Origin of the sequence: Sulfidibacter corallicola, from assembly GCF_017498545.1 — a bacterium.
Lineage (GTDB): Bacteria > Acidobacteriota > Holophagae > Acanthopleuribacterales > Acanthopleuribacteraceae > Sulfidibacter > Sulfidibacter corallicola.
The window spans coordinates 1854556-1873919 of the sequence record NZ_CP071793.1; the positions used below are offsets into that span (position 1 = coordinate 1854556).

Genomic DNA, 19364 nt, shown 5'->3' on the forward strand with positions numbered 1-19364 from the left:
GTCCATCGACTGGATTCATCCAAGCCTGGTGAGGGAGGCGTCCTTGAACAAGGCGCTGCCGTCGCCGATGGCTTCGATCGCCGCCCGCACGCCCTCGGTGCCGTGGCTGCGGGCGATGCCGCGCATGCTCAGGATCGGAATGACGGCCAAGCGCTTGCCGATGCGGCTCAACAGCTTCTCCATCTCCTGTCGCGAGACGACGTCGCTGCCCGGATGGGATGCCTCGGCCAAGTACTTTCCGGCCAGGTCGAGCGGGACCCGTGCGAAATAGTCTTGGATCTCGCTGACCCACTGCGATATCTGCAGGGACTGCTTGCGCGCCTCGAAACGGGCCAGCTCCTCTTCGATGATGCGCTCGGCCTTGGGGATCTCGCATTGGCGCTCGCGCCAATTGCGTCGCAGCGCCTCCTCGAGACCGGCCGGCAGTAGGAGCGACACTCCGGGGATGTCCGCCGCGCTGGGATCGATGTCGGGCGGGGTGGCCGCATCGAACAGAATCCGGCGCTTGCCGCGCCCGGTTCGTTCGAGCCAGTCGCGGCCGAACAAGACGGTGTTGGACCCGGTCGCGGAAATCAGTGCATCGAACTCGGGAGGGTTGGCGAGGAACCCGTCCAACCCGATCGCCATCCCGCCGAAGTGAGCCGCCATGTCGGAAGGGGAGCGGTTCACGAAGATCTTTTCGAAGCGATGATCCCTGCCGAAGTGAGGCACCAGGCGGCGCATGTAAGGACCGGCTCCGACGAATACGATCCGCTTGCCGCCGAATGCGGCCAAGGCGCCGCGAACCTGCCGGTAGATCAAGCTCAGCGGAGAGACCACCTGGCGGCCGATCTGGGTTTCGGCACGGACCCGCTTGCCCGCCCGAACGGCGGCGTCGACCAGCGCGCCCAGATACTTGCCCACGAGGCCCGCGCTCCTGGCCGCGGCCACCTGCTGCTTGATCTGATGGGCGATCTCCGGTTCACCCAAGGCCAACGAAGCCAGGGAGGAGGCGACCTCGAACAGATGACGCACGCAGCTTTGGCCTTCGCGCAACCGGAACCCCAACACCCGACCCTCACCGGCAAAGCGGCCTTCGAAAAAGGGGACCCACCCGTTGGGATCGACGGGTTCTCCATCGGAAACCAGGTAGAACTCGCGGCGGTTACAGGTCTTGAGGAAGAACAGTTCCACGATGCCGAATGCATCGCGCAATTCCGCCGCAAAGGCCTCCAGTTCCGCTTCGGTGAGATCGACCCGGCCCAGGTCGGCAGGGGAGGCCAGATGGTAATCGATGGAAATGGAGTAATACACGGTCGTCGCTCCTTCATGAGGTCATGATGGAAGCGATAGAAGGCAAGCCCGGTACCATATGTGCAATCGTCTGAAATGTATGGTGTTACAGGAAAGTAGCGCAGTGATTCGATCCGCGTATTCTCGCGAAACACCGACATATCGGTGGGGTGTACCGATATGTCGCGACTTTATCACCGCGGCATCGGTGTCGGTTATTACCCCTGACCACGGATGGCGCCCCCACGCATCGCTGGGGAAGGCCTTCGCGAACCGGGCCGCTCAGCCCATCATCCACTTTTCCTCGATGGCACGGACCCTGGCCAGGATGTCCTTGGCGTGGAAGGGTTTGAGCACGATCGTGTCGACTCCGAATTGCGATACCTCGAGTAGCTCCTCGCGGTTGCGGTTGCCGGTCAGGATCATGGTGAATCGCGGTTTCACCTTCTGGTGGACCGCATTCTGCAAAAACTCGGCGCCGGAGAGCTCGGGCATTTTCAAATCGAGGATCAGGAGATCGAACTTGTGGCTGCTCAGGCGCTGCAGGCCGAGCATCGGCTTGTTCTCCTGGGCCACCTGGTAGCCCTTGGTCTGGAGAATGCGGGCCACCAGTTCGGTGATGTAGTGGGAGTCATCCATCACCAGGATGCTCTTGATCAGCGAGACGCGCAGCTTCTCGTTGAGCGGCAGTTGCAGGGCGTTCCGCGCCGCCTGTGACACCGCCATGTTGGGATGTTTCAGGTACGATTCGATCTTGCCCTTCAAGGCGGGCAACCCGATCTTGCCGGCCACGTTGATGGCCAGGATTTCCATCTTGTGGGCGTTCTCGTGGCGATCCAGAAACTCCCGCAGTTCCAGGATCAGGGGGAGCAGGGCGTCGGGATTGTCCTCGAGCATCTCGCGCTGATAGGCCTGTTCCAGTTCGCGCAGTGCCTGCAGTTTCTCGAATTGGGAATCCTGTTGAAGGCGTTCGAGGATTTCGTTGAACCGCTGGCGCATGGTTTCCGATTTGTGGATCTCCTCGAGGCGGACATTGATGCGCAAGAGGCTGCGACGCAACAGCTCCAGCTCTTCCTTGTTGCGATCGTCGGTATGGGTGTGCAGGGCCTGTTGGAAGATCGCGACCCATTCGGCGATGCCGTGCTCCTCCCAGGCGACCTTGTCCAGCAGCTTGACCGTGGCCTTGCGTACCGCGGCTTGATCGTGGTTGAGACAAAGCTCCCAGAAGTCTTGCAAGGCCAGGAAGCTCGACACGTCCTTGGAGCGGGGGACTTCCTGGATTTCCTCGACGAAGGCTTCGAACATCTCCGAAAAGTGGCGACCGGGATAATCCCTCAAGACATCGGTGATCATGCTGTAACGATTGGCGCCGCCGGCCTTGATGATGGTCCGCAGGGTTTGGGCGCGCACTTTCAAGGGTCGTGGCATCGTCATGAAGCGTTGCACGGCCTGGGCGGTGCGCTCGTCGTCGAACGATTCCAGCGCTTCGAGGATGACCAACAGGAAGCTGACCTGGTTGTCCAAATGGAGCAGATCCAACAGGTCCTTGTAGCAGGGTTCGACTTGATGCTCGGCGATCGCCTTGACGGCATCGGCGCGGACCACTACGGACTCGTGTTCGAGGAGCGGGCGCAAATGCGCGGGCCCGTTGGGGCTGTTGGCGATCAGCTCGATGGCGCGTTGACGGACCGGCCCATTTTTCGGGTCGCCGGCCAGGTCGATTACGGTCTCCGGAACATCGTCAAGGACGAACGTGTTGAGTGCGTCCAGCACCTTGGTCATGGCAGCGGGCGAGGAGTTCATGTAGTCCAAAAGGTGCTGTTTGGCGCTTTGGCTCTTCAAACCGGCGAGGGCGGAAAAGATCAGCGTTTCGCGCTCGGGCAGATCGGGAGGCATCATCTCTTCGAGCTGGCTGACGAAGGCCTCGGACTCCGATTGCCGGTTGATGTGCGACATGGCGAGCACGATTTCGTGCAGGCGTTCGATGAGGTGCTCGATTCGGGTGTGCACCGCCTGTCGCAGCTTGCCGCGCGCCACATCGTCGAGTTTCTTGTCGGCGTTACACAAATCCTCCAGCGATTCCTTGGCTCTCTGGTAGAGGGAGCCGTCGCGGAAACCGAAGGGAATCAGGAGGTTGACGATGGCGGCATCGTGGTTTCCCGAAAGGTATTCATCCATCAGGTCCATGCGATCTGCCTCGTCCCAGCCGGTGTCGATCGCCACATCGATCACGTCGATCAATTTGGAAAGGTCGAATTGTTCGACGTGCTCCTTGAAAAACGGCATGTCGAGAAAGACGTCGGCGTGCATGCGGTCGACCGCCAGTTTCCTGAAGAGCAGGCTCAGCGGCTCGTACGAGCTTTGGTTGCCCAGTTTCTGCAAGACGCGAACGGCTTCGCGGGCCACGCCGGCATCGTCCGCGGCCAACATCTCGTTGAGAAAGGGGATGTAGTCCGGATGAGGCGCCTTGATCATCATTTCGGCGGCCTGCTTGATGCGTTTGGGATTGGAGCCACCGCGCTTGAATTCGCGCATGTAATTGTATTCGCGGAAGTTCGCCTTGAGTTTTCCCAAGGAGCGCTGCCACTGCATGCGTGCTTCGGTCGGCAGTCCCTGTTCCAGTGCCTCCAAGGCGTCGATGGCTTCCGGATGATGGAGGTTGGAGAAGTGGAGCAGGTGGTTTTTGAAGTAGAGCGGATTTTTTTCTTTGCGGATGATGCTGATGAGACGGGGAATCATGTCGGCGCCGTTGTCTTTGACCATCAACTGGAAAAAGGTATCGCGCAGCTTGGCGTCGACGTCGAACATGAGGGTCTCGAGATCTTCGATGGCGCTCTCCCGGAAGCTCTCCAAGCCGCCGAGGACGATGTCTTCCAGTTCCTTGCGGCGGCCATCGCGATAGGCTTCCAGAATATGATCTTTAAAGGTCCCTGGTGTCATGTGGCTCACTCTCTTCCGGTGTTCTATGACTTGAACGATGATCGATAAATCGGGATCGAGGTAATGCGCCCTGTGCACTCGGGAAGGCTGCAGATCAAAGTGGTTTATTTATTTCAACGGCAGTCCCGAGCAGACCTTGAGAAACCCGAGGGATCCTCCCTCCGGCATCAATTCTCTCGCGGAAATGAAACGGCCGGGATCGCGAAACGCCCTTTCGATCCGCCGGCCGCGGGAAAAGGTATTTCGGATGGAGACGCTCGGATGGCGAAACTCCAGGCATCGATACAAATGGCTTCCGTGGTTTGTCGAACATTCTAGCACTTGCTGGAAAAGCTTTGGAGAAAGGTTTTGTCGGAAAACCTACTATTTTGGGGAACAGAGTGACTTTGTCAGGATAATTAATGAACTTCCGTGGGCGCCCCAAAGGGTCCACCAAAACCACGAATTGCTCGAGTGTGGGAAAGGGGTCCACTTTGTCCACTAAAACCTGTCCACCAAAACCTGTCCACTAAAACCACGAAAAGACACGAAAAAACAGATCCCTGCAGGGTCGGTTCCTCCCCGCGGGGGATCGCGGTCGACATTTTCTGTTTGCCCACGAATCACACGGACTGACACGGATCGACAGGAGCCATGGGTGCCACACGGCAGGTACCCTGAGAGGAACCCGAGCTTAAGGCTGAAAATAGCAACCGCTTATGCGGGTTTTGTTGTCATTTTGAATCATTTGGGATCGTGTTCCGTTCCGTGAAAACAACGCAACGACCTCGGCCGGAATGACCGTGTTCGAATTCGTGTGAATCTGTGTGATCCGTGGACAAGTCATCAAATGCCGCAGGTGACGCGTCGCCACGCAGGAACCGAACCCGTTGGCCTTTTGAGCAACGTTTCCTGAAACCCATCGAAGAAGCGTTCGGCTCACTGAGTAGGGAAGGCCGGGAGGTTCCCTTTCGTGTTTTTTCGTGCTTTTCGTGGACAAGGGTCTTCGTGCTTTTAGTGGACAAGCTTCGTGCTTTCCGTGGACTGGCTCAGTCCTCGTCGTCTTCTTCCTGGATCTCTTTCAGCATGGAGGACATGGCCGATTCGTAACACTGCGGGCAGACGCTATGACTGACGTTGGCCACCGTGTGACCCTGCAGATACTCGTCGACGCGCTGCCAGTAGTTGTCGTCGTCCCGAATCTTGTTGCAGTACATGCACATCGGCAGGATACCCTGCAAGACCTGGATCTCGTCCATCGCCTTTTGAAGCTCTTCGACCTTCTGGTTCAACTCACGGGTGCGATCGGCGACGGCCCGTTCCAAATCCTCGACGTATCGCCGAGCCTTGCGACCCAGGTTCCACTTCTTGGTGAGCGCCAACGCCATCTGCTTGACCGAAATCACGTCGAACGGCTTGCGCAGGAACATCAACTGATCGGTGGTCCCCACCTTCTGGAGGATTTTTTCCCAGGAATAATCGGAATAGGCGGTACAGATCACCATCTCGATGTGCGGCCACTTCTCCCAAATGCGCTTGATGGTCTCGATGCCGTCCCATCCCGGCGGCATGCGGACATCCATAAAAATGAGGGCGAACGGTTTGTCGTCGCCTTCCGCTTTTTCCACCAGCTTGTAGGCTTCTTCACCCTGGTACGCGTGCGTCAACTCGTAGTACGCGGGATCCGGTGTGGGCTGTGTGAACTCCGCATCTTCCATGTCGCCGAAGAGACCCTTCTCCAAGTCGTCGAAAGAATCCAGCTCTTCCGGTTGACTGGGCAGGATCTTGGTGAAGTCCTCGTGGATCGCGGCATTGTCATCGACGATGAGAATACGGCGGTTGTCCTCGTCTTCCGACATGTACAGCTTTTCTTCGGCCACCTTGGTGTTCTGCATGGATGTCCCCTTCCTTTCCAAATTGACCTACCTCATTTGATGCGCCATATGCGGGGATGAACCGTCACGTACCGTCTCTGCTTGACTCTGTGCGCCTTGGGGGGTGGTGTTGAAGGTCGGGCGCGTCACGCGCCGTATCGATGAAACTGGTTTCATTATAACTCTAATCGGGGAAAGGTTAAAATGTCGTTAACATTGATTCCTGTCGCCCATTCCCGGGCCCCGACGACCGTCGGTTTGGGCCCTCTGATCGACACGTGCGTTGTGAAATGGTTTGAGGCTGTCTGTATTTTGCTCCATAGCTGACGCCATTTCAAGTATTTCGCTGTGATTCTCGCAAACGGGTTGTAACGCTTGCGTTCAACCTGCACTACGAGTTTCCTTAGTTCGGTCCCCGTTCATATTTCCTTTAGTTTCGAAGGTCGCGGCTCGGTTGCGGCCTCGTGCTTTTCGGCGTCCGTCACGAGCCCGCGGTCTGGGGTGAGAGGCGAATGACCTCCTGCAGGGTGACCGAGATCGCCCCCATGTCCGAAGTTACCTCACCACGCAGAATATAGGCGTTGGCGTAATCGAGACAAGCGGCGAACTGAGCGAAGGGTTCGGGAAACAAGACGGTTTCGAACAGACCGCTCTCGTCCTCGAAGGTGAGAAAGCTCATGGGTTCGTCGTGTTTGGTGCGCACCGTCTTTCCCGTAACCAGCCAACCCGCCAGCGTCACCTTGCGGCCGACCTGGCGCGGCAGCTCCGTGGCGGCGATGCGCGGCACGCGTTCCAGCGCTTCGCGGTACAGTTCCAGGGGATGACAGGAAATCAGGAAGCCCAGCAGCCGCCGTTCCAGCGCGAGTTTGGTGCGCCGATCGTAGTCTTCCATGCGCGGCAGATCCTCGACCCGAATCGGTTCGGGAAACAGATCCTCGCTCTGGCGCCGGTGTAGGGCGTGCCAGTGCAGTGCCCGCCAGATGAGCGAGGGTCGGTTGAGGTCCGGCTCGAGGCGGTCGAAGCAACCGGCGAGAATCAGGCGCTTGGCCTCTTCCAGCGAGGGACGTACGCGGAACATGAAATCGCCGAAGTCGTGAAACAGCCCGTCCTGACGCGCCTTCAGAATGCGCTCGCCGGTTTCGCGCTTGAGACCCTTGATCTGCATGAAACCGATGCGAATGCGGCCCCGATAGCCGCGATAGGTCACGCGGCTGTCGTTGATGTCGGGACCGAGCACCTCGAGCCCGTTGCGACGGGCGTGTGACAGATAGGCGTGCGCGGAGTAGAAGCCGCCCTGATTGGAAATGACGGCGGCCATGAATTCGGCCGGATAGTGGAATTTGAGGAAGGCCGACTTGAAGCTGACCATCGCGTAGGATGCCGAATGGGGCTTGCAGAAAGAGTAGCCGGCGAACGAGAGGATCATGTCCCAGATGTCCTGAATGCGCTCGTCGGCGAGACCGTTGGCGCGGCAGCCTTCGATGAAGCGGGCGTGATAGTCGCGCAGCACCTTCTGTTTGTCCTTCTTGCTGATGATCTTGCGCAGGCGGTCGCCGTCGCAGGCGTTGAAGCCGGCCAGTGCCATGGCCGTGCGCGTCACGTCCTCCTGGTAGACCATCAGCCCGTGGGTCTCCGCCAGGACCTCCTCGAGATCGGGATGGATCGGCCGCCAGTTGGGTTTGCGGTTCGGGCGCGGGCGTCCCTGTTCGTCGTGCATCCAGCGGTGGCGGCGCACCCACTCGGCGGAAATCACGTTGGCGGCGGGGCGAATGATCGAGGAGACGGCGACCAGCGTTTCGTAGTCGCCCATGCGCACCTTCTGCAGCAGTTGACGGGTCGCGGGGGATTCCACGTAGAAGCAGCCCATGGTGTTGCCCTCGCGGATCAGGGTCTGGGTTTGGGGATCGTCGATGGGGTTCAGGGTGTCGTAGCGGATGTCGACGCGATAGTTTTCGCGAACCGATTGCAGGCAGTCGCGAATCACGGCCAGCGAGCGGTTGCCCAGGAAGTCGAGTTTGACGAAGCCGTAGTCTTCGACCCCGTCCTTGTCCCAGGGCACCACGTCGTAGCCGATCGGCATGGGGCGCAGCGGACAGTGGTGGGTGATGGGGTCGGGTGTGATGACCACGCCGCCGCAGTGGACGCTGATGTGGCGGGGAAAGCCTTCCAGGCGGCGGGCCATGGCGAGGATGTCGGGCCAGGGGTCGGGCAGGTCCGTGGGGCGCGTGTCCTTGTGCTTCGGCGAACGCTTGAGCTGGAGGAGGTGGTGGGCCATCTTGGCGATCTCCTTGTCGCCCAGTCCGTAGACCTTGGCCATCTCGCGCACCGCCGAGCGGGCCTGCATGCGGTTGTGGTTGCAGACCATCGCGATGTGGGCCCCGCCGTATTTGCCCCAGAGGTAGTCGCGCACGCGATCGCGCTCGTCCCACGCGAAGTCGATGTCGATGTCGGGCGGGTCCTTGCGGCCGGGGTTCAGAAAGCGTTCGAAGAACAGGTTGTGGGCGATGGGGTCCACGTGGGTGATGCCGAGCGCGAAGGACACGATGCTGGCCGCGGCGCTGCCGCGACCGCAGGTCAGCGAGAAGCGGCTGACGACGTCTTCGATGACGAGAAAGCAGTTGGAGAAATTTTTACGGCGGATCATGTCGAGTTCGTAGTCGGCGCGCCGGGTGATGGTGGGCGTGAGTCGTTCGTAGCGCCGGGCCAGGCCGGCATAGGTCTTCTCGCGCAGGATCTTGAAGTTCTCGTCGTACTCCGAGGGGGGAAAGATCAGCTCGCCGATGGTGGGCGTGAAGGTGCAGGCCTCGGCGATTTCGACGGTGCGGGCCAGGGCCTGCGGTTCGGTCTCGAAGCGTGCACACATTTCCTCCGGCGAGGCCAGATAGCTCGCGCGCGGCATGAAGCCGCCCGGCGGCAGGCGCGACAGCTTGCTGTTGGTGTCGATGGCGCGCAGCATCAGGTGCAGCGGATAGGCGCGCGACGAAACGGTGTAGGCGTGGGCGGTGGCCACCAGCGGCAGCTTCCACTTGCGATGGCAGGCCCGCGTGCGGGTTGTATCTCCTGGCCACAGATCGATGTAGACTTCGGCCGTGTCGTGGATCGCGTGCAGCACGTCGTCGTCCTGGGTGATGACGACGAGGCCCTCGTAATGGTCGCGCAGCGCACGGGGTAGCTTCCAGGACGGTTCGTGGTACTGGTCGGTGAGCATGTGGCAGAGGTTCTGGTAACCCTGACGGGTCTTGACCAGGCACAGCGCCTGATGGTCCTTCGTCACCAGTTCGCAGCCGATGATCGGCTCCAATTCGTATTCGCGACACAATTGCAGGTGGTCGACCAACCCGTAGAGGCCGTTGCGGTCGGTCAGCGGGAAGAAACGCTGGCCGTTTTCGCGCAGGTGTCGGGCCAGCCCCTCGATGGGGGCGGTTCCCCACATCAGTGAATAGTTGCTGTGGACGTGCAGGTGCTGAAAATCGGTGGCAGGGTGCATTACGACGCCTGGCCCCACAGCGCGCGGCCGCGCTGGATGGCATGTGATCCGAAGCGTTTCCGGATGCGATCGAGGTGTGGCGACAGGGCGTCCGGTTTCGGTGCGGCGAAGAGCGACAGTTGTTGCTGGTTCTCGCGCGTGGCTTGGAAACTCAGGCTCAGGTAGCGCACCCGTTGGCGACGATCGCACCAGCGCGTGTAGCTCTCGAGCAGTGTCTGGTGAATGGTACGCTCGGTTTGCGTGCGGGTGAAACTGAAGCGCCGGTGGCGCCAGACGTCGTCGGTGAAGCGCAGTGCCAGCCGCGCGCTGGCGGTGCTGGCCCGTTCGGTACGCAGGCGTGCGCACAGCCGTTCGACCAGTTGGAACAGCGTCGCCTGAATCACTTCGTCGTCGTTGGTGTCCGGCTGAAAACAGTGTTCGGCGGCGAAAGCGTCGTGATCCTGCGGCGGGGTGACCGGACGGGGATCGACGCCGTAGGCGTGACGGTGCAATTGGAGTCCGGCGGCCCCCGCCGCGAAGCCCATGAGTTGCAGCGGCAGGGCCTGGATGTGGCGAATGCGGCGCAGATTGAGTTCGAACAGCAGTTTGCGGATGGCGCGTTCGTGCCACTCGGGCAGGGCCTTGGCGGTCAACGGCGCCAGGAACTTGGGCTCCGTGCCCGGATCGACGGTGCACAGCGGTTCGCGGTATTTCTGGATCTCCTTGGCGGCGATGGTGCTCACCAGCTTGTTGGGCGCCAGCCCCACGGTGGCGGGCAGGCGCGTTCGCGTGCGCAGTTCGCGGTTCAGTTTCAGGGCGGCGTTTTCCAGGTTGCCGTAGAGCCGCCGCATGCCGCTCATGTCGATGGCGATGTGACCGTAGCTGATCGGCTCGACGACGGGGCTGAAGTCGCGAACCAGATCGAGCACCTCGCGATGGGCGCGCCGGTAGCGATCCGGGCTGGGGACCTTGATGTGGATGTCGGGGAAGTAGCGGCGCACGTACTGGATCGGCATGCCCTTGTCGACGCCGATCTGTTTGGCGTCGGGCGAGGCCGCGACCACGGTGGCGCGTCCGGTCTCGGGCGCGATCACCAGGGGACGGCGCGCCAGTTCGGGATCGTCGATGCGCTCCACGGTGGTGATGAAGGATTCGATGTCCAGATGGAAGACGGTCATATGAGCTACCTCGAGACGGAGTTCTCCCCGTGCGCGGGCGGACCGCGCCAGGCGGAGGAACGATGGTGACGGATGGGATCCGATATCGGGAATTCGGGCACACGGGCACGAACGGCCCGCACGGCGATGCCGTGTGAACGGGGATGGACGATTCGCGATCGAATCGCCGCGGGGGATCGTTTGGGCGGAATCGGGGCGCACCGATGCCGAGGCGCACGGAGACCCGGTGGTCTCGGCCGGAAGGGGCCGCCGCGGTATCCGCGAGGAGACGGAGCTCTGCCGCATGCCCGAGAAGCGTGGGCATCGTCGCGATGAGCGTGGTGACGGCGGCGTGGATGCGATGCGGTTGTCACATATCGTGATCGGTGGGGCGCGGGTGGGGGGCGCGCCGCGTGTGTGCGGTACCGGCCGGCATCGTGCGCGGGGTGAACCGGTTCACGGGGATGGGCCGAAGTGGCGTGGGACCTTGCGGAACTTTGTGTGCCTGATCGGCGGGCGTCGATCAGCTACACAAAGCGCCGAAGCGGCGGATTTGCGACATATGAGGCGTGAATAAAAAGGGTTGATAGTGAGAAGGGGGGCCGGTGCGGCCGCTGGGGATCAGTCGGTCGCTTCCTGCTCCGCTTCGGTTGCGTGTCCGGACGGGTTGGCCTCCTCGAAGCGGCGGTACAGGGCGTAGACCACACCGCGAATCTCGAAGGCATCCTCGGGACTGGCGTAGATCGGTGAGAGTGTCGCGTTGGCCGGTTGCAGCCGGATGCGGTCGCCCTCGTGATAGTAGCGTTTGAGGGTGGCTTCGTCGTTGACGACGGCGACCACGGTCTGGCCGTTGAAGGCCATGGTCTGGCGCCGGATGATGACGATGTCGCCGTTCAGGATGCCGTCCTCGATCATGGATTGGCCCTGGACTTCCAGAGCGTACACCTGACCGCGCGGGACCTGGTTGGCGGGTACCTCCACGTAACGTTGGCTTTCCACCGGTTCCAGCGGTTGGCCGGCCGCGATGCGTCCCAGCAGGGGAATGCGTACGGCCTGCGGTGGCGGTTCGACGAGTTCGATGCTGCGTCGCTTGTTGGGATCGCGGACGATCAACTCCGCTTTCTCCAGGGCTTTCAAGTTCTTGGACATCGCCTGTTGGGTGATGCCGAACATCTGACCCAGCTCGGCGACCGTGGGTATGGGTGCCCCCTTTTCCAAAATCTCCTTGAGTTTGTTGTAGATGGATTGCTGGCGTTCGTTCAGTCGCAAAAGGTATCCTCACCATTGATGGATCCGGGGGTCAGGGACGCCCGGGTTTGATGTCTGTCGTGGGTGTTGCGGTTCGGTTCGCCATTGTCATCAGCCCGAAAGTTGCCAACGCGTTGATCAGCCTTACAAAACCTATCTTAGGTTGTGGACGGGTTGTTGTCAATGGATGATTTAGGGATTTTAGGTTGTAAAAAACACGTCGAATCAGGCAGTTAGATGCCGGTGACGAATCGTGTTTTCCCATAGTTTGGATGGTTCGAAAATCTGTAATTTCCGTAGATCGGAGCGGAATACATATTGGAATTACTGAAGTTGGTCACGCGTCACCCGGGTCGCGGGAGACTCGCAAACACATTATTTTAGAAAAAAACGGGCAAAAGTGATGAGAGAAAAATAAGGTTTCCTTGCCGATAATTCAGGTTTCTTCTTAACCGTGACATGGGATACCGTCTGGTGAGGCTTGGGAATGGCCCTTTTCCCGAGCCCCACGGCCCCAGGTATCGGGTGTCGGGTATCAACAGGTAAGGCGCATGCTTGCAGTGGCTTACCTGAGACCTGAAACCTGGCGCCTGATACCTTGCGGTCGGGTATCAGCAGATAAGGTGCATATTCGTAGTGGCTTGCCTGAAACCTGGCATCGGCGGCCCGAAACCCGAACTCTCCCTTGTTGATTCCGGATCGCTTCCCGGATATGGTGGAGCACGCGGCTCGCCCGCGTTTCCCGTCATTCCCGTTTTGGAGCCTGCCCCATGAGTTCTCGTCGCGACGATGCATCACCCACTTTCCCTTTCGATCCCGAACGCTTCGACCCGGCCTATCTGGTGACGCTCGACGAGCTCTACCACAGCGGCTGGGCGGCCCGTAAAAAGCGCCGGATCGCCTTCATGCGCGAAGCGGTGGCGCACTTCTGGCCCAAGGGTCATCCCACGCGCCTGATCCACATCACCGGTACCAACGGCAAGGGCTCGGTGGCCCACTACCTGTGCGGCGGTCTGCGCTTTGCCGGCGGTACCGGTTCCTGGACGGGGCCGCACGTCTTCGATTACGCCGAGCGCTTTCACCTCGATGGTGAGAAGGTGGGTCACGACGAAATCGTCACCGTGTACCGCAAGATCATCGAGCCCTATCAACAGGCGTTCATGGCGCGCCATCCCGGCGAGTCGCTGACGTTCGCCGAGCAGGGGATCCTGCTCGCGCTGCACCTGTTCCAAAGGCACGCGGTGGTGTGGGGCGTGATGGAAGTGGGTGCCGGCGGACGTTACACGCCGCTGATGGCGCTCGACGTCCACGCCTGCGTGTTGACCAACGTGGCCGAGGATCATCCCAAGACGTTGGGTGAGCACGGCTGGCAGCGGGCCCTGGAGAAGGCCGGGATCGCGCGGCACGGCAGGCCGTTCTTCACGGCGGCGGAAGGGGTGAACCGGCCGTTCGTGGAGAAGACCGCACAGGCGGAGGGCGCCGAGGTCATCGGTGTCGCCGACGGCGATCCGGACGCGATCCAGGCGGTGCTGCCGCGTCGCGAACCGGGGTTCAAGCTGCGCAACCTGGCGCTGGCCTGCAAGGTCATTCGGCATTTCTACCCGGGCTTGAGCCTGGAGGTCCTGACGGAGAACATGGTCCATCACCTGCCGGCCCGCTTTTGGCGCCTGGCCCCGAACGTGGTGGCCGACGTGGCCCACAACGCCGACAAGATCGCCAAACTGGCCGAGCAACTGCGCCTGGCGTACCCCTCGGAATCGTTGCGCCTGATCGTCGGCCTGACGCGCAACCGCGACGCGCGCGCCGTGTTTCGGCCGCTGCTTCGCATCGCCGATCACGTCGTCGTCACCAGTGCCTCGTACGTGGGGCAGTCACCGCGGGACATCGCCGAGGCGTTGCGGCCCGAACACGATCGGATCGAGGTCGTGGACGATCCGGCGGAGGCCTATCGGCGCGAACGCACGCGCTTGGCGGACGGGGAAGTGCTGGTCCTGACCGGTTCGGCCTACATGATCGACCAGGCCCTGAACGAGAATCCGTTTCTGCGCCACGTCAATGCCAGCTTCGGCTGGCGCAACGCCCCGAGCGACATGAATTGAGCGAGTGCGCCGTTTCGGGCCCGTTGCGGGAAAGGTGGGGGAAACGGCGCGTCGAAATCAGGGCGAGCCGCAGCGAACGCTGCGCAGTTCCAGAACGCGGCGATTGTGCTCCAGGCCGGTGATGCCACCGCCCTCGGTGATATAGAGCGAGCACGAATCGAACCCGGGCCCCCTGCCCCAGGCGATCGCGGTCGGGTTGGTGACGCCGTCGTCGAGTACGACGGAAATGGGCAGCTCGTCGTCGGGTCGCGCGTTCAAATCGACCGAGACCACCCGACCCTTGGCGAAGTCGACGCCGTAGAGCCGCTGGCCGCCGGCGTCCAGGACAATGTCGTCCAGCCACTCCAGGTGCAGGGGTTGCAGCACCTGCACGCTGTGCAGCCGTTCGCCGTCGCGGAGGTCGTGGACGTGAACCTTGCCGGTCGCCAGTTCGCCCACGTAGAGCTGACGGGTGGCGTCGTCGATGGCGAGCCCGTTGGCGTGGGTCAGGCCGTTGACGAAGGTACCCACGATGCCGGTGTCCAAATTGATGCGGTAGACCGCGGCCTGGCCCGGCAGGAACGTGCCCGCGGTGGTGATGTACGCGTGGCCTCCGTGTAGCGCCAGGCCGTTGCCGGCACACGACAGCTCGGCGACGATGCGGTACATGCCGGGGTAATCGGCCTTGAATCCGACCAAGTAGTTATGGGGTAGTCGCCAGCGCCCGTCGAGCCGTACGACCACGGCAAAGATTTCGTCGTTCTCCGGATCGTAGGCCATGCCCAGTACGGACTTGAAGTCGTCCTGCATCAACTCCATGGCGTACTGGGTCTCGCCGCGGTAGATACGCCAGATCTCACCGTGCGTGTTCTCCGAAACGAAGAGGTTCCCTTTGCTGTCGAAGCACAGATTCTCCACCCAGGAAAATCCGTTGGCGATGGTGTTCAGGGCATGCGCCTGGGGGAGGCACAAAATGCAGAACCATCCCGCGAGAACGAGAAAGAATCGATGGAATCGTGTCATGAGCGTCTATCTCCTCGGCACCACGACCATCCAGCCAGCGAGTCGGGTGCGGTAAAGCAGGCATGTCTAGATTCATTACAAGGAGCAGAAGGGCAGGTCCGGAAGACCTGGAAAAGGTTCAGGTAGCGGGAACTAAATGGAGGAAGGACGTAAGGGCGGGGTGGCAAAAATTCCGAGATAGATCGGTGTGACGGGAGATGGCGTTTTTTGCCGAAGCGTATGCATTGATATTTGAAATCGCCTTATTCTAAGTGAGTCAAGCGTGAAATTCATCTAAATCTTACTCGTTTGTTACGCTGGACACATTTTTTCCCAGAAGAAAAACCTTTGGCGTTGGTACGGCGGTGTTCAGATTTTTGCGGATCGGATCTATGGCATTTTCGGAAGGCTTCGCCAAAACAAGGCTGGTGCCTGGCTGGACTTGAAGAAAGGAACCGCGAGGCGACGGCCCAAAATCTAGTCTTTGGCCTCGATCGGCGGCGGCTCCGGATGTTTGCCTTGAATGTTAAGATGTTTAAAACGTGGTGGCTGGATGTTTTCGTGCCTCGAGGCGGCGTCCGGCAATCGGTCAATGGGCAGGAGCGACCGTGCGAAGGTGATTCCAGGCGACGACTGGGACCCATCTTCCCGGCCTGCTCCCTGGGTTCGTTCCTTCATGGTTTTCCGAATTTTCCACGGACGTTCCGGACGGCGACCGCTTTTGCGTTCGGTTTGTGGGGTTTCCGCGTGAGGACGGCCGTGATCGGCGCGGATCGCGCACCGCCGATGTTGCCTGTCGCCGATTTTAGGAACATGCTAAATGCTTTGATCCAGCAGGTTTAGTTTTTCGTGACGGAGAGGTCCGCGTACTTCTGGTTAGCATTTCGATGAGAATCCATTAGAATCATAGGCGTTATCACGGTTTTCCGAAGATACTCCGGTTATGGGATCTGCGTGTGACGGTCTCTTCGAGTTTGGATCGAGTCATGGTGTGTGACGTCCCGGATGGTATGTGTCGTACCGGCAGGTGGGCCACGTGTTGAAACTTCATATTATTCCCGGCGAAAGCGAGCCCTTTTTCCACATGGTCCAGGGAACCAATCTCGTGATCGGCCGATCGCCTTCCGCGGATCTGGTGATCCCGGAGCAGAGCATCTCGCGCCGCCATGCCCGCATGTTCTGCCGCGAAAAGCAGTGGTTCATCGAGGACTTGGGTTCGCACAACGGCACGGTGGTCAACGATTACCTGGTGCGGCATCCCACGGTGTTGACGCCAGGAGCGGTGGTGCGGCTTTCCAACGCCAAGATCATCGTGAACAAGTATCAGGAGGACGAGACCCTGACCGGTGATCACGACCGCCCGATGGGGTCGCATCGCCTGTTCAAGAGCGCCTCCGAGATGCTCGACAGCGCGCCGGGCAACGTTTTGACGGTAGAAGGGGAGCAGGAGCTGCGACGCGCTGCCGATCGGCTCAAGCTGCTCAACGACATTCACGCCGCCCTCAGCCACCCGATCACCCGGGAAGAGTTGTTGGATCTGGTCCTGGAGCGGGTTTTCGGACTGCTGAATCCCGAAGAGGGCGCTATTTTCCTGAAGGACGCCGACGGCGAATTCACGCCCGCGGCCACCCGAACGGTCTATCCGCCGGCCAATCCCCATACCTTCACCTATTCGCGCAGCCTGGTTCGCGAAGTCACCGAAAAGCGCATGGCGGCCCTGGTGGCCGATGCCGAGAACGACGAACGCTTCTCCGGTTCCAACAGCATCGTGGGCATGGGCGTGCGCTCGCTGGTCGCCGCGCCGCTGTTGGATTCCGAAGGCGCGCTGGGCATGATCGTGCTCGTGTCGCGCGCCTTCGTGCGCCAGTTCTCCGAGGAGGACATGGCGCTGCTGGTGTCGCTGGCCTCGGTGGCCGCGCTACGGCTGCGCAACATGATCCTGGTGGACGAAGCGGCCGAACAACTGCGCCGCCTCAACCGCACCCTCGAAAAGAAGGTGGCCGAGCGGACGCGCGAGTTGCAGGCGCGCAACGAAGAGCTGGCCGGACTGGATCGCGTCGTCCGTATGACCAATCGCGAGCTGGCCCTGGATCGTGTGGTCCAGACGATTCTCGACCAGGGGCTGATCCTCTTTCCCCAGACCGAGCGCGGCGCTTATCTGCAGTGGGACGAGCGTTGCGAGGTCTTCCGGTTCGCGGCCACCGCGGGATACGAAACCGAACAGTTGGGCGATGTGAGCTTCACCCGCGCCGAACTGGAGAAAAATTACATGACCAGTGCCTCCGAGGTTCACGAGGGCGTCTTTTTGCGGCGGACCCTGACCGACGAGCTGGATACGGCGATCCAGCCCGGCGCCACGCTCTCGATGGCCGTCAACCTCAACGATCGACTGGTGGGCTATCTCGTGCTCGACTGTTTTTCGCGCGCCGATGCCTTCGACGAGGCCGACGCCCGCAAGCTCGAGCGCTACCGCGAACACGCCATTTCGGCGGTGGCCAAGGCCCGTTACGTTCAGGAGTTGCACGACAAGAATCAGGAAATCGTGCGCAAGCAGAGCCAGTTGATCATGAAGGAGAAGATGGCCTCGATCGGGACGCTCGCCGCCGGCATCGCCCACGAGATCAAGAACCCGCTGAATTTCATCAACAACCTGGCCGAAGTGGCGGACGAGCTGGTGCGCGATCTCGAGGACAAACTGGGCGAATGCCGCGAGCAGTTCGAAGCGGACGATTTCGACCAGATTCGCGACCTGGTGCAGGATCTGGAGCAGAATGCCGGGGTTTCCCGCGAGCAGGGACGCAAGGCCGACCGCATCGTCACCAGCATGATGGACCTGGCCCAGGCCTCCAGCAAGAACCGCCGTTTGGTGGATTTCAATGCGCTCATCGAAAAGTACTCCAGCATGGCCTATCACGGCATCGGCGACCTGGAGCAGAAGAACTGTCCGCTGGTGATCGAAAAGGAGTTGGACTCCGAGGTGGGCATGGTCGTCGTGGGCCCGCAGAGTCTCAGTCGCACGGTCATCAACCTGGTCACCAACGCCATCGAGTCGGTCCTGACCAAGTGGATCAACCTGGGCGACGGCTACCAGCCCCAGGTGCAGGTGTCCACGGTGACCCAGTCCGAGGTCATCGAACTGCGCGTGCGCGACAACGGGATGGGGATCCCGGCAGCCGATCGCGACCGCATTTTTACGCCCTTTTTCACCACCAAACCCGGTGGCAAGAACATCGGTTTGGGCCTTTCGATCGCCTACGACATCGTGGTCCTGGAACACCACGGCAGTTTCGACGTGCAGACGTTGGAAGGCGAACACACGGAAATGATCGTGCGCATCCCGAGGACGTTGCGGGAAGAATAGGCGCCGGTGGCTCGGGTAATCCGAGCGGGGCGACGAGCGCCTGATCCGAAAAATGACGACCGTGGTTCGGTGAAAACCGGATGACGGTAATTACCTTTTGCGAGGCAAAAACAGGTAATGCCTGTTGTTTGCGAAAATTTGGAAAATGATGATTGACCCGACAATTGAGTCGTGTTTATGATTAGAGGTGTTGCGATAGCCAACGAGATCGGGCGTAAATCGCATCCCCTGACCCTTCGTGTCGATTTTTTCGCCCGATGACCCTGTGCTTTTTCATGTCGCACAACCGGTCCCGTTTCCTTTCCGGTACGGCAACCATTCGTGCTTCTTTTCACAACCCTGCTGATCGCCCCTCTCTCCATGAGTTTCCCATTCACGAAGGGATCGTGTATCGCATTCCGTCATTCGTTTCCACGAAGCGAGGCCGGCTTCGGTACCGCGTTACCCGTAGTCCTTGAGAAAATAGTGTTCACCGGTTTTCTCCCGAGGCACGAGGCGCTTGGGATGGATGTTTCTCGATTTTTTCGAATCCGGCAGTGTCGCAGTGGCGACCTTGAATTATTGATGGAAAGAGGCGCGCAGCAGATGGCATTCCGCCGTGTCCGACAACCGCGGTCTGGTATGCGCTTCCGGCGACAGTTCTCCTATCACCATGTCGGACGCCCCAAGCGAGGCCTTTGATTCCCTCGCCATCGGGGGAGGGGACAGCGCGGGTGCGTCGCTCGCTCGTTCGCCGAGCGGTTCAAGATTATATCTCCCTCGGGCGGGTCTGTCTTCGGATCGACCTGTTCCACCACCGGGCATTCGTCTCCCAGCGGATGTCCGGTTTTTTTTATTGTGAGCTTCCTCGCGAATGGTGGTTCCGATGGCTTGACCCGGCACCCGGGATCTGGGCATGATATGGAATTCTCGTCCTGTCCCCATATATCCTGCCTATTGGGCAAGCTAAATTATCGATGCGGAACCCTGACGCACCTGTCTCTTCTT

Annotated in this window: 9 protein-coding genes; 2 read left to right on the forward strand and 7 right to left on the reverse strand. The window is 60.5% G+C overall.

From position 1 onward, the window contains the following. Positions 1-15 precede the first annotated feature (15 nt). The 6 genes from J3U87_RS05360 to lexA all read right to left on the reverse strand — a co-directional run bounded on the left by J3U87_RS05360 (position 16) and on the right by lexA (position 11957). Entirely contained in the window at positions 16-1293 is a 1278-nt protein-coding gene (locus J3U87_RS05360; RefSeq protein ID WP_237382003.1) for a glutamyl-tRNA reductase, read from the reverse strand. A gap of 261 nt (positions 1294-1554) precedes the next feature. After that, the gene (locus J3U87_RS05365) at positions 1555-4212 is read right to left on the reverse strand and encodes a response regulator (protein ID WP_237382004.1); all 2658 of its coding nucleotides are present in this window, start codon (positions 4210-4212) and stop codon (positions 1555-1557) included. A 1028-nt stretch (positions 4213-5240) separates the two neighbouring features. Further along, positions 5241-6086 (reverse strand): response regulator, encoded by an 846-nt coding sequence (locus tag J3U87_RS05370; RefSeq protein WP_237382005.1) that lies wholly within the window; start codon positions 6084-6086, stop codon positions 5241-5243. Between the two features lie 460 nt (positions 6087-6546). Continuing rightward, entirely contained in the window at positions 6547-9552 is a 3006-nt protein-coding gene (locus J3U87_RS05375; RefSeq protein WP_237382006.1) for a DNA polymerase III subunit alpha, read from the reverse strand. After that, the gene (locus J3U87_RS05380) at positions 9552-10709 is read right to left on the reverse strand and encodes a DNA polymerase Y family protein (protein WP_237382007.1); all 1158 of its coding nucleotides are present in this window, start codon (positions 10707-10709) and stop codon (positions 9552-9554) included. The genes J3U87_RS05375 and J3U87_RS05380 overlap by 1 nt, the downstream gene beginning before the upstream one ends. A gap of 600 nt (positions 10710-11309) precedes the next feature. Further along, on the reverse strand, positions 11310-11957 hold the full coding sequence (gene lexA, locus J3U87_RS05385; protein ID WP_237382008.1) for a transcriptional repressor LexA: 648 nt from the start codon (positions 11955-11957) through the stop codon (positions 11310-11312). A 749-nt stretch (positions 11958-12706) separates the two neighbouring features. Between lexA and J3U87_RS05390 the strand changes: the two genes are divergently transcribed. After that, on the forward strand, positions 12707-14035 hold the full coding sequence (locus tag J3U87_RS05390; protein WP_237382009.1) for a bifunctional folylpolyglutamate synthase/dihydrofolate synthase: 1329 nt from the start codon (positions 12707-12709) through the stop codon (positions 14033-14035). Positions 14036-14092: 57 nt separating this feature from the next. Here the strand turns inward: J3U87_RS05390 and J3U87_RS05395 are convergent, their stop codons facing one another. Then, a complete protein-coding gene (locus tag J3U87_RS05395; RefSeq protein WP_237382010.1) occupies positions 14093-15037 on the reverse strand; it encodes an SMP-30/gluconolactonase/LRE family protein in 945 nt (314 codons plus the stop codon). Positions 15038-16055: 1018 nt separating this feature from the next. Here J3U87_RS05395 and J3U87_RS05400 point away from each other — a divergent pair. Further along, positions 16056-18377, forward strand: a complete 2322-nt coding sequence (locus J3U87_RS05400) for an FHA domain-containing protein (protein WP_237382011.1) — start codon at positions 16056-16058, stop codon at positions 18375-18377. Positions 18378-19364: the final 987 nt, after the last annotated feature.

Bases quoted from the DNA above. Each gene is read 5' to 3' on its own strand.
- J3U87_RS05395 (WP_237382010.1), bottom strand. From the start codon at position 15,037: ATGACACGATTCCATCGATTCTTTCTCGTTCTCGCGGGATGGTTCTGC.
- J3U87_RS05380 (WP_237382007.1), bottom strand. From the start codon at position 10,709: ATGACCGTCTTCCATCTGGACATCGAATCCTTCATCACCACCGTGGAG.
- J3U87_RS05365 (WP_237382004.1), bottom strand. From the start codon at position 4,212: ATGACACCAGGGACCTTTAAAGATCATATTCTGGAAGCCTATCGCGAT.
- J3U87_RS05370 (WP_237382005.1), bottom strand. From the start codon at position 6,086: ATGCAGAACACCAAGGTGGCCGAAGAAAAGCTGTACATGTCGGAAGAC.
- J3U87_RS05390 (WP_237382009.1), top strand. From the start codon at position 12,707: ATGAGTTCTCGTCGCGACGATGCATCACCCACTTTCCCTTTCGATCCC.
- J3U87_RS05375 (WP_237382006.1), bottom strand. From the start codon at position 9,552: ATGCACCCTGCCACCGATTTTCAGCACCTGCACGTCCACAGCAACTAT.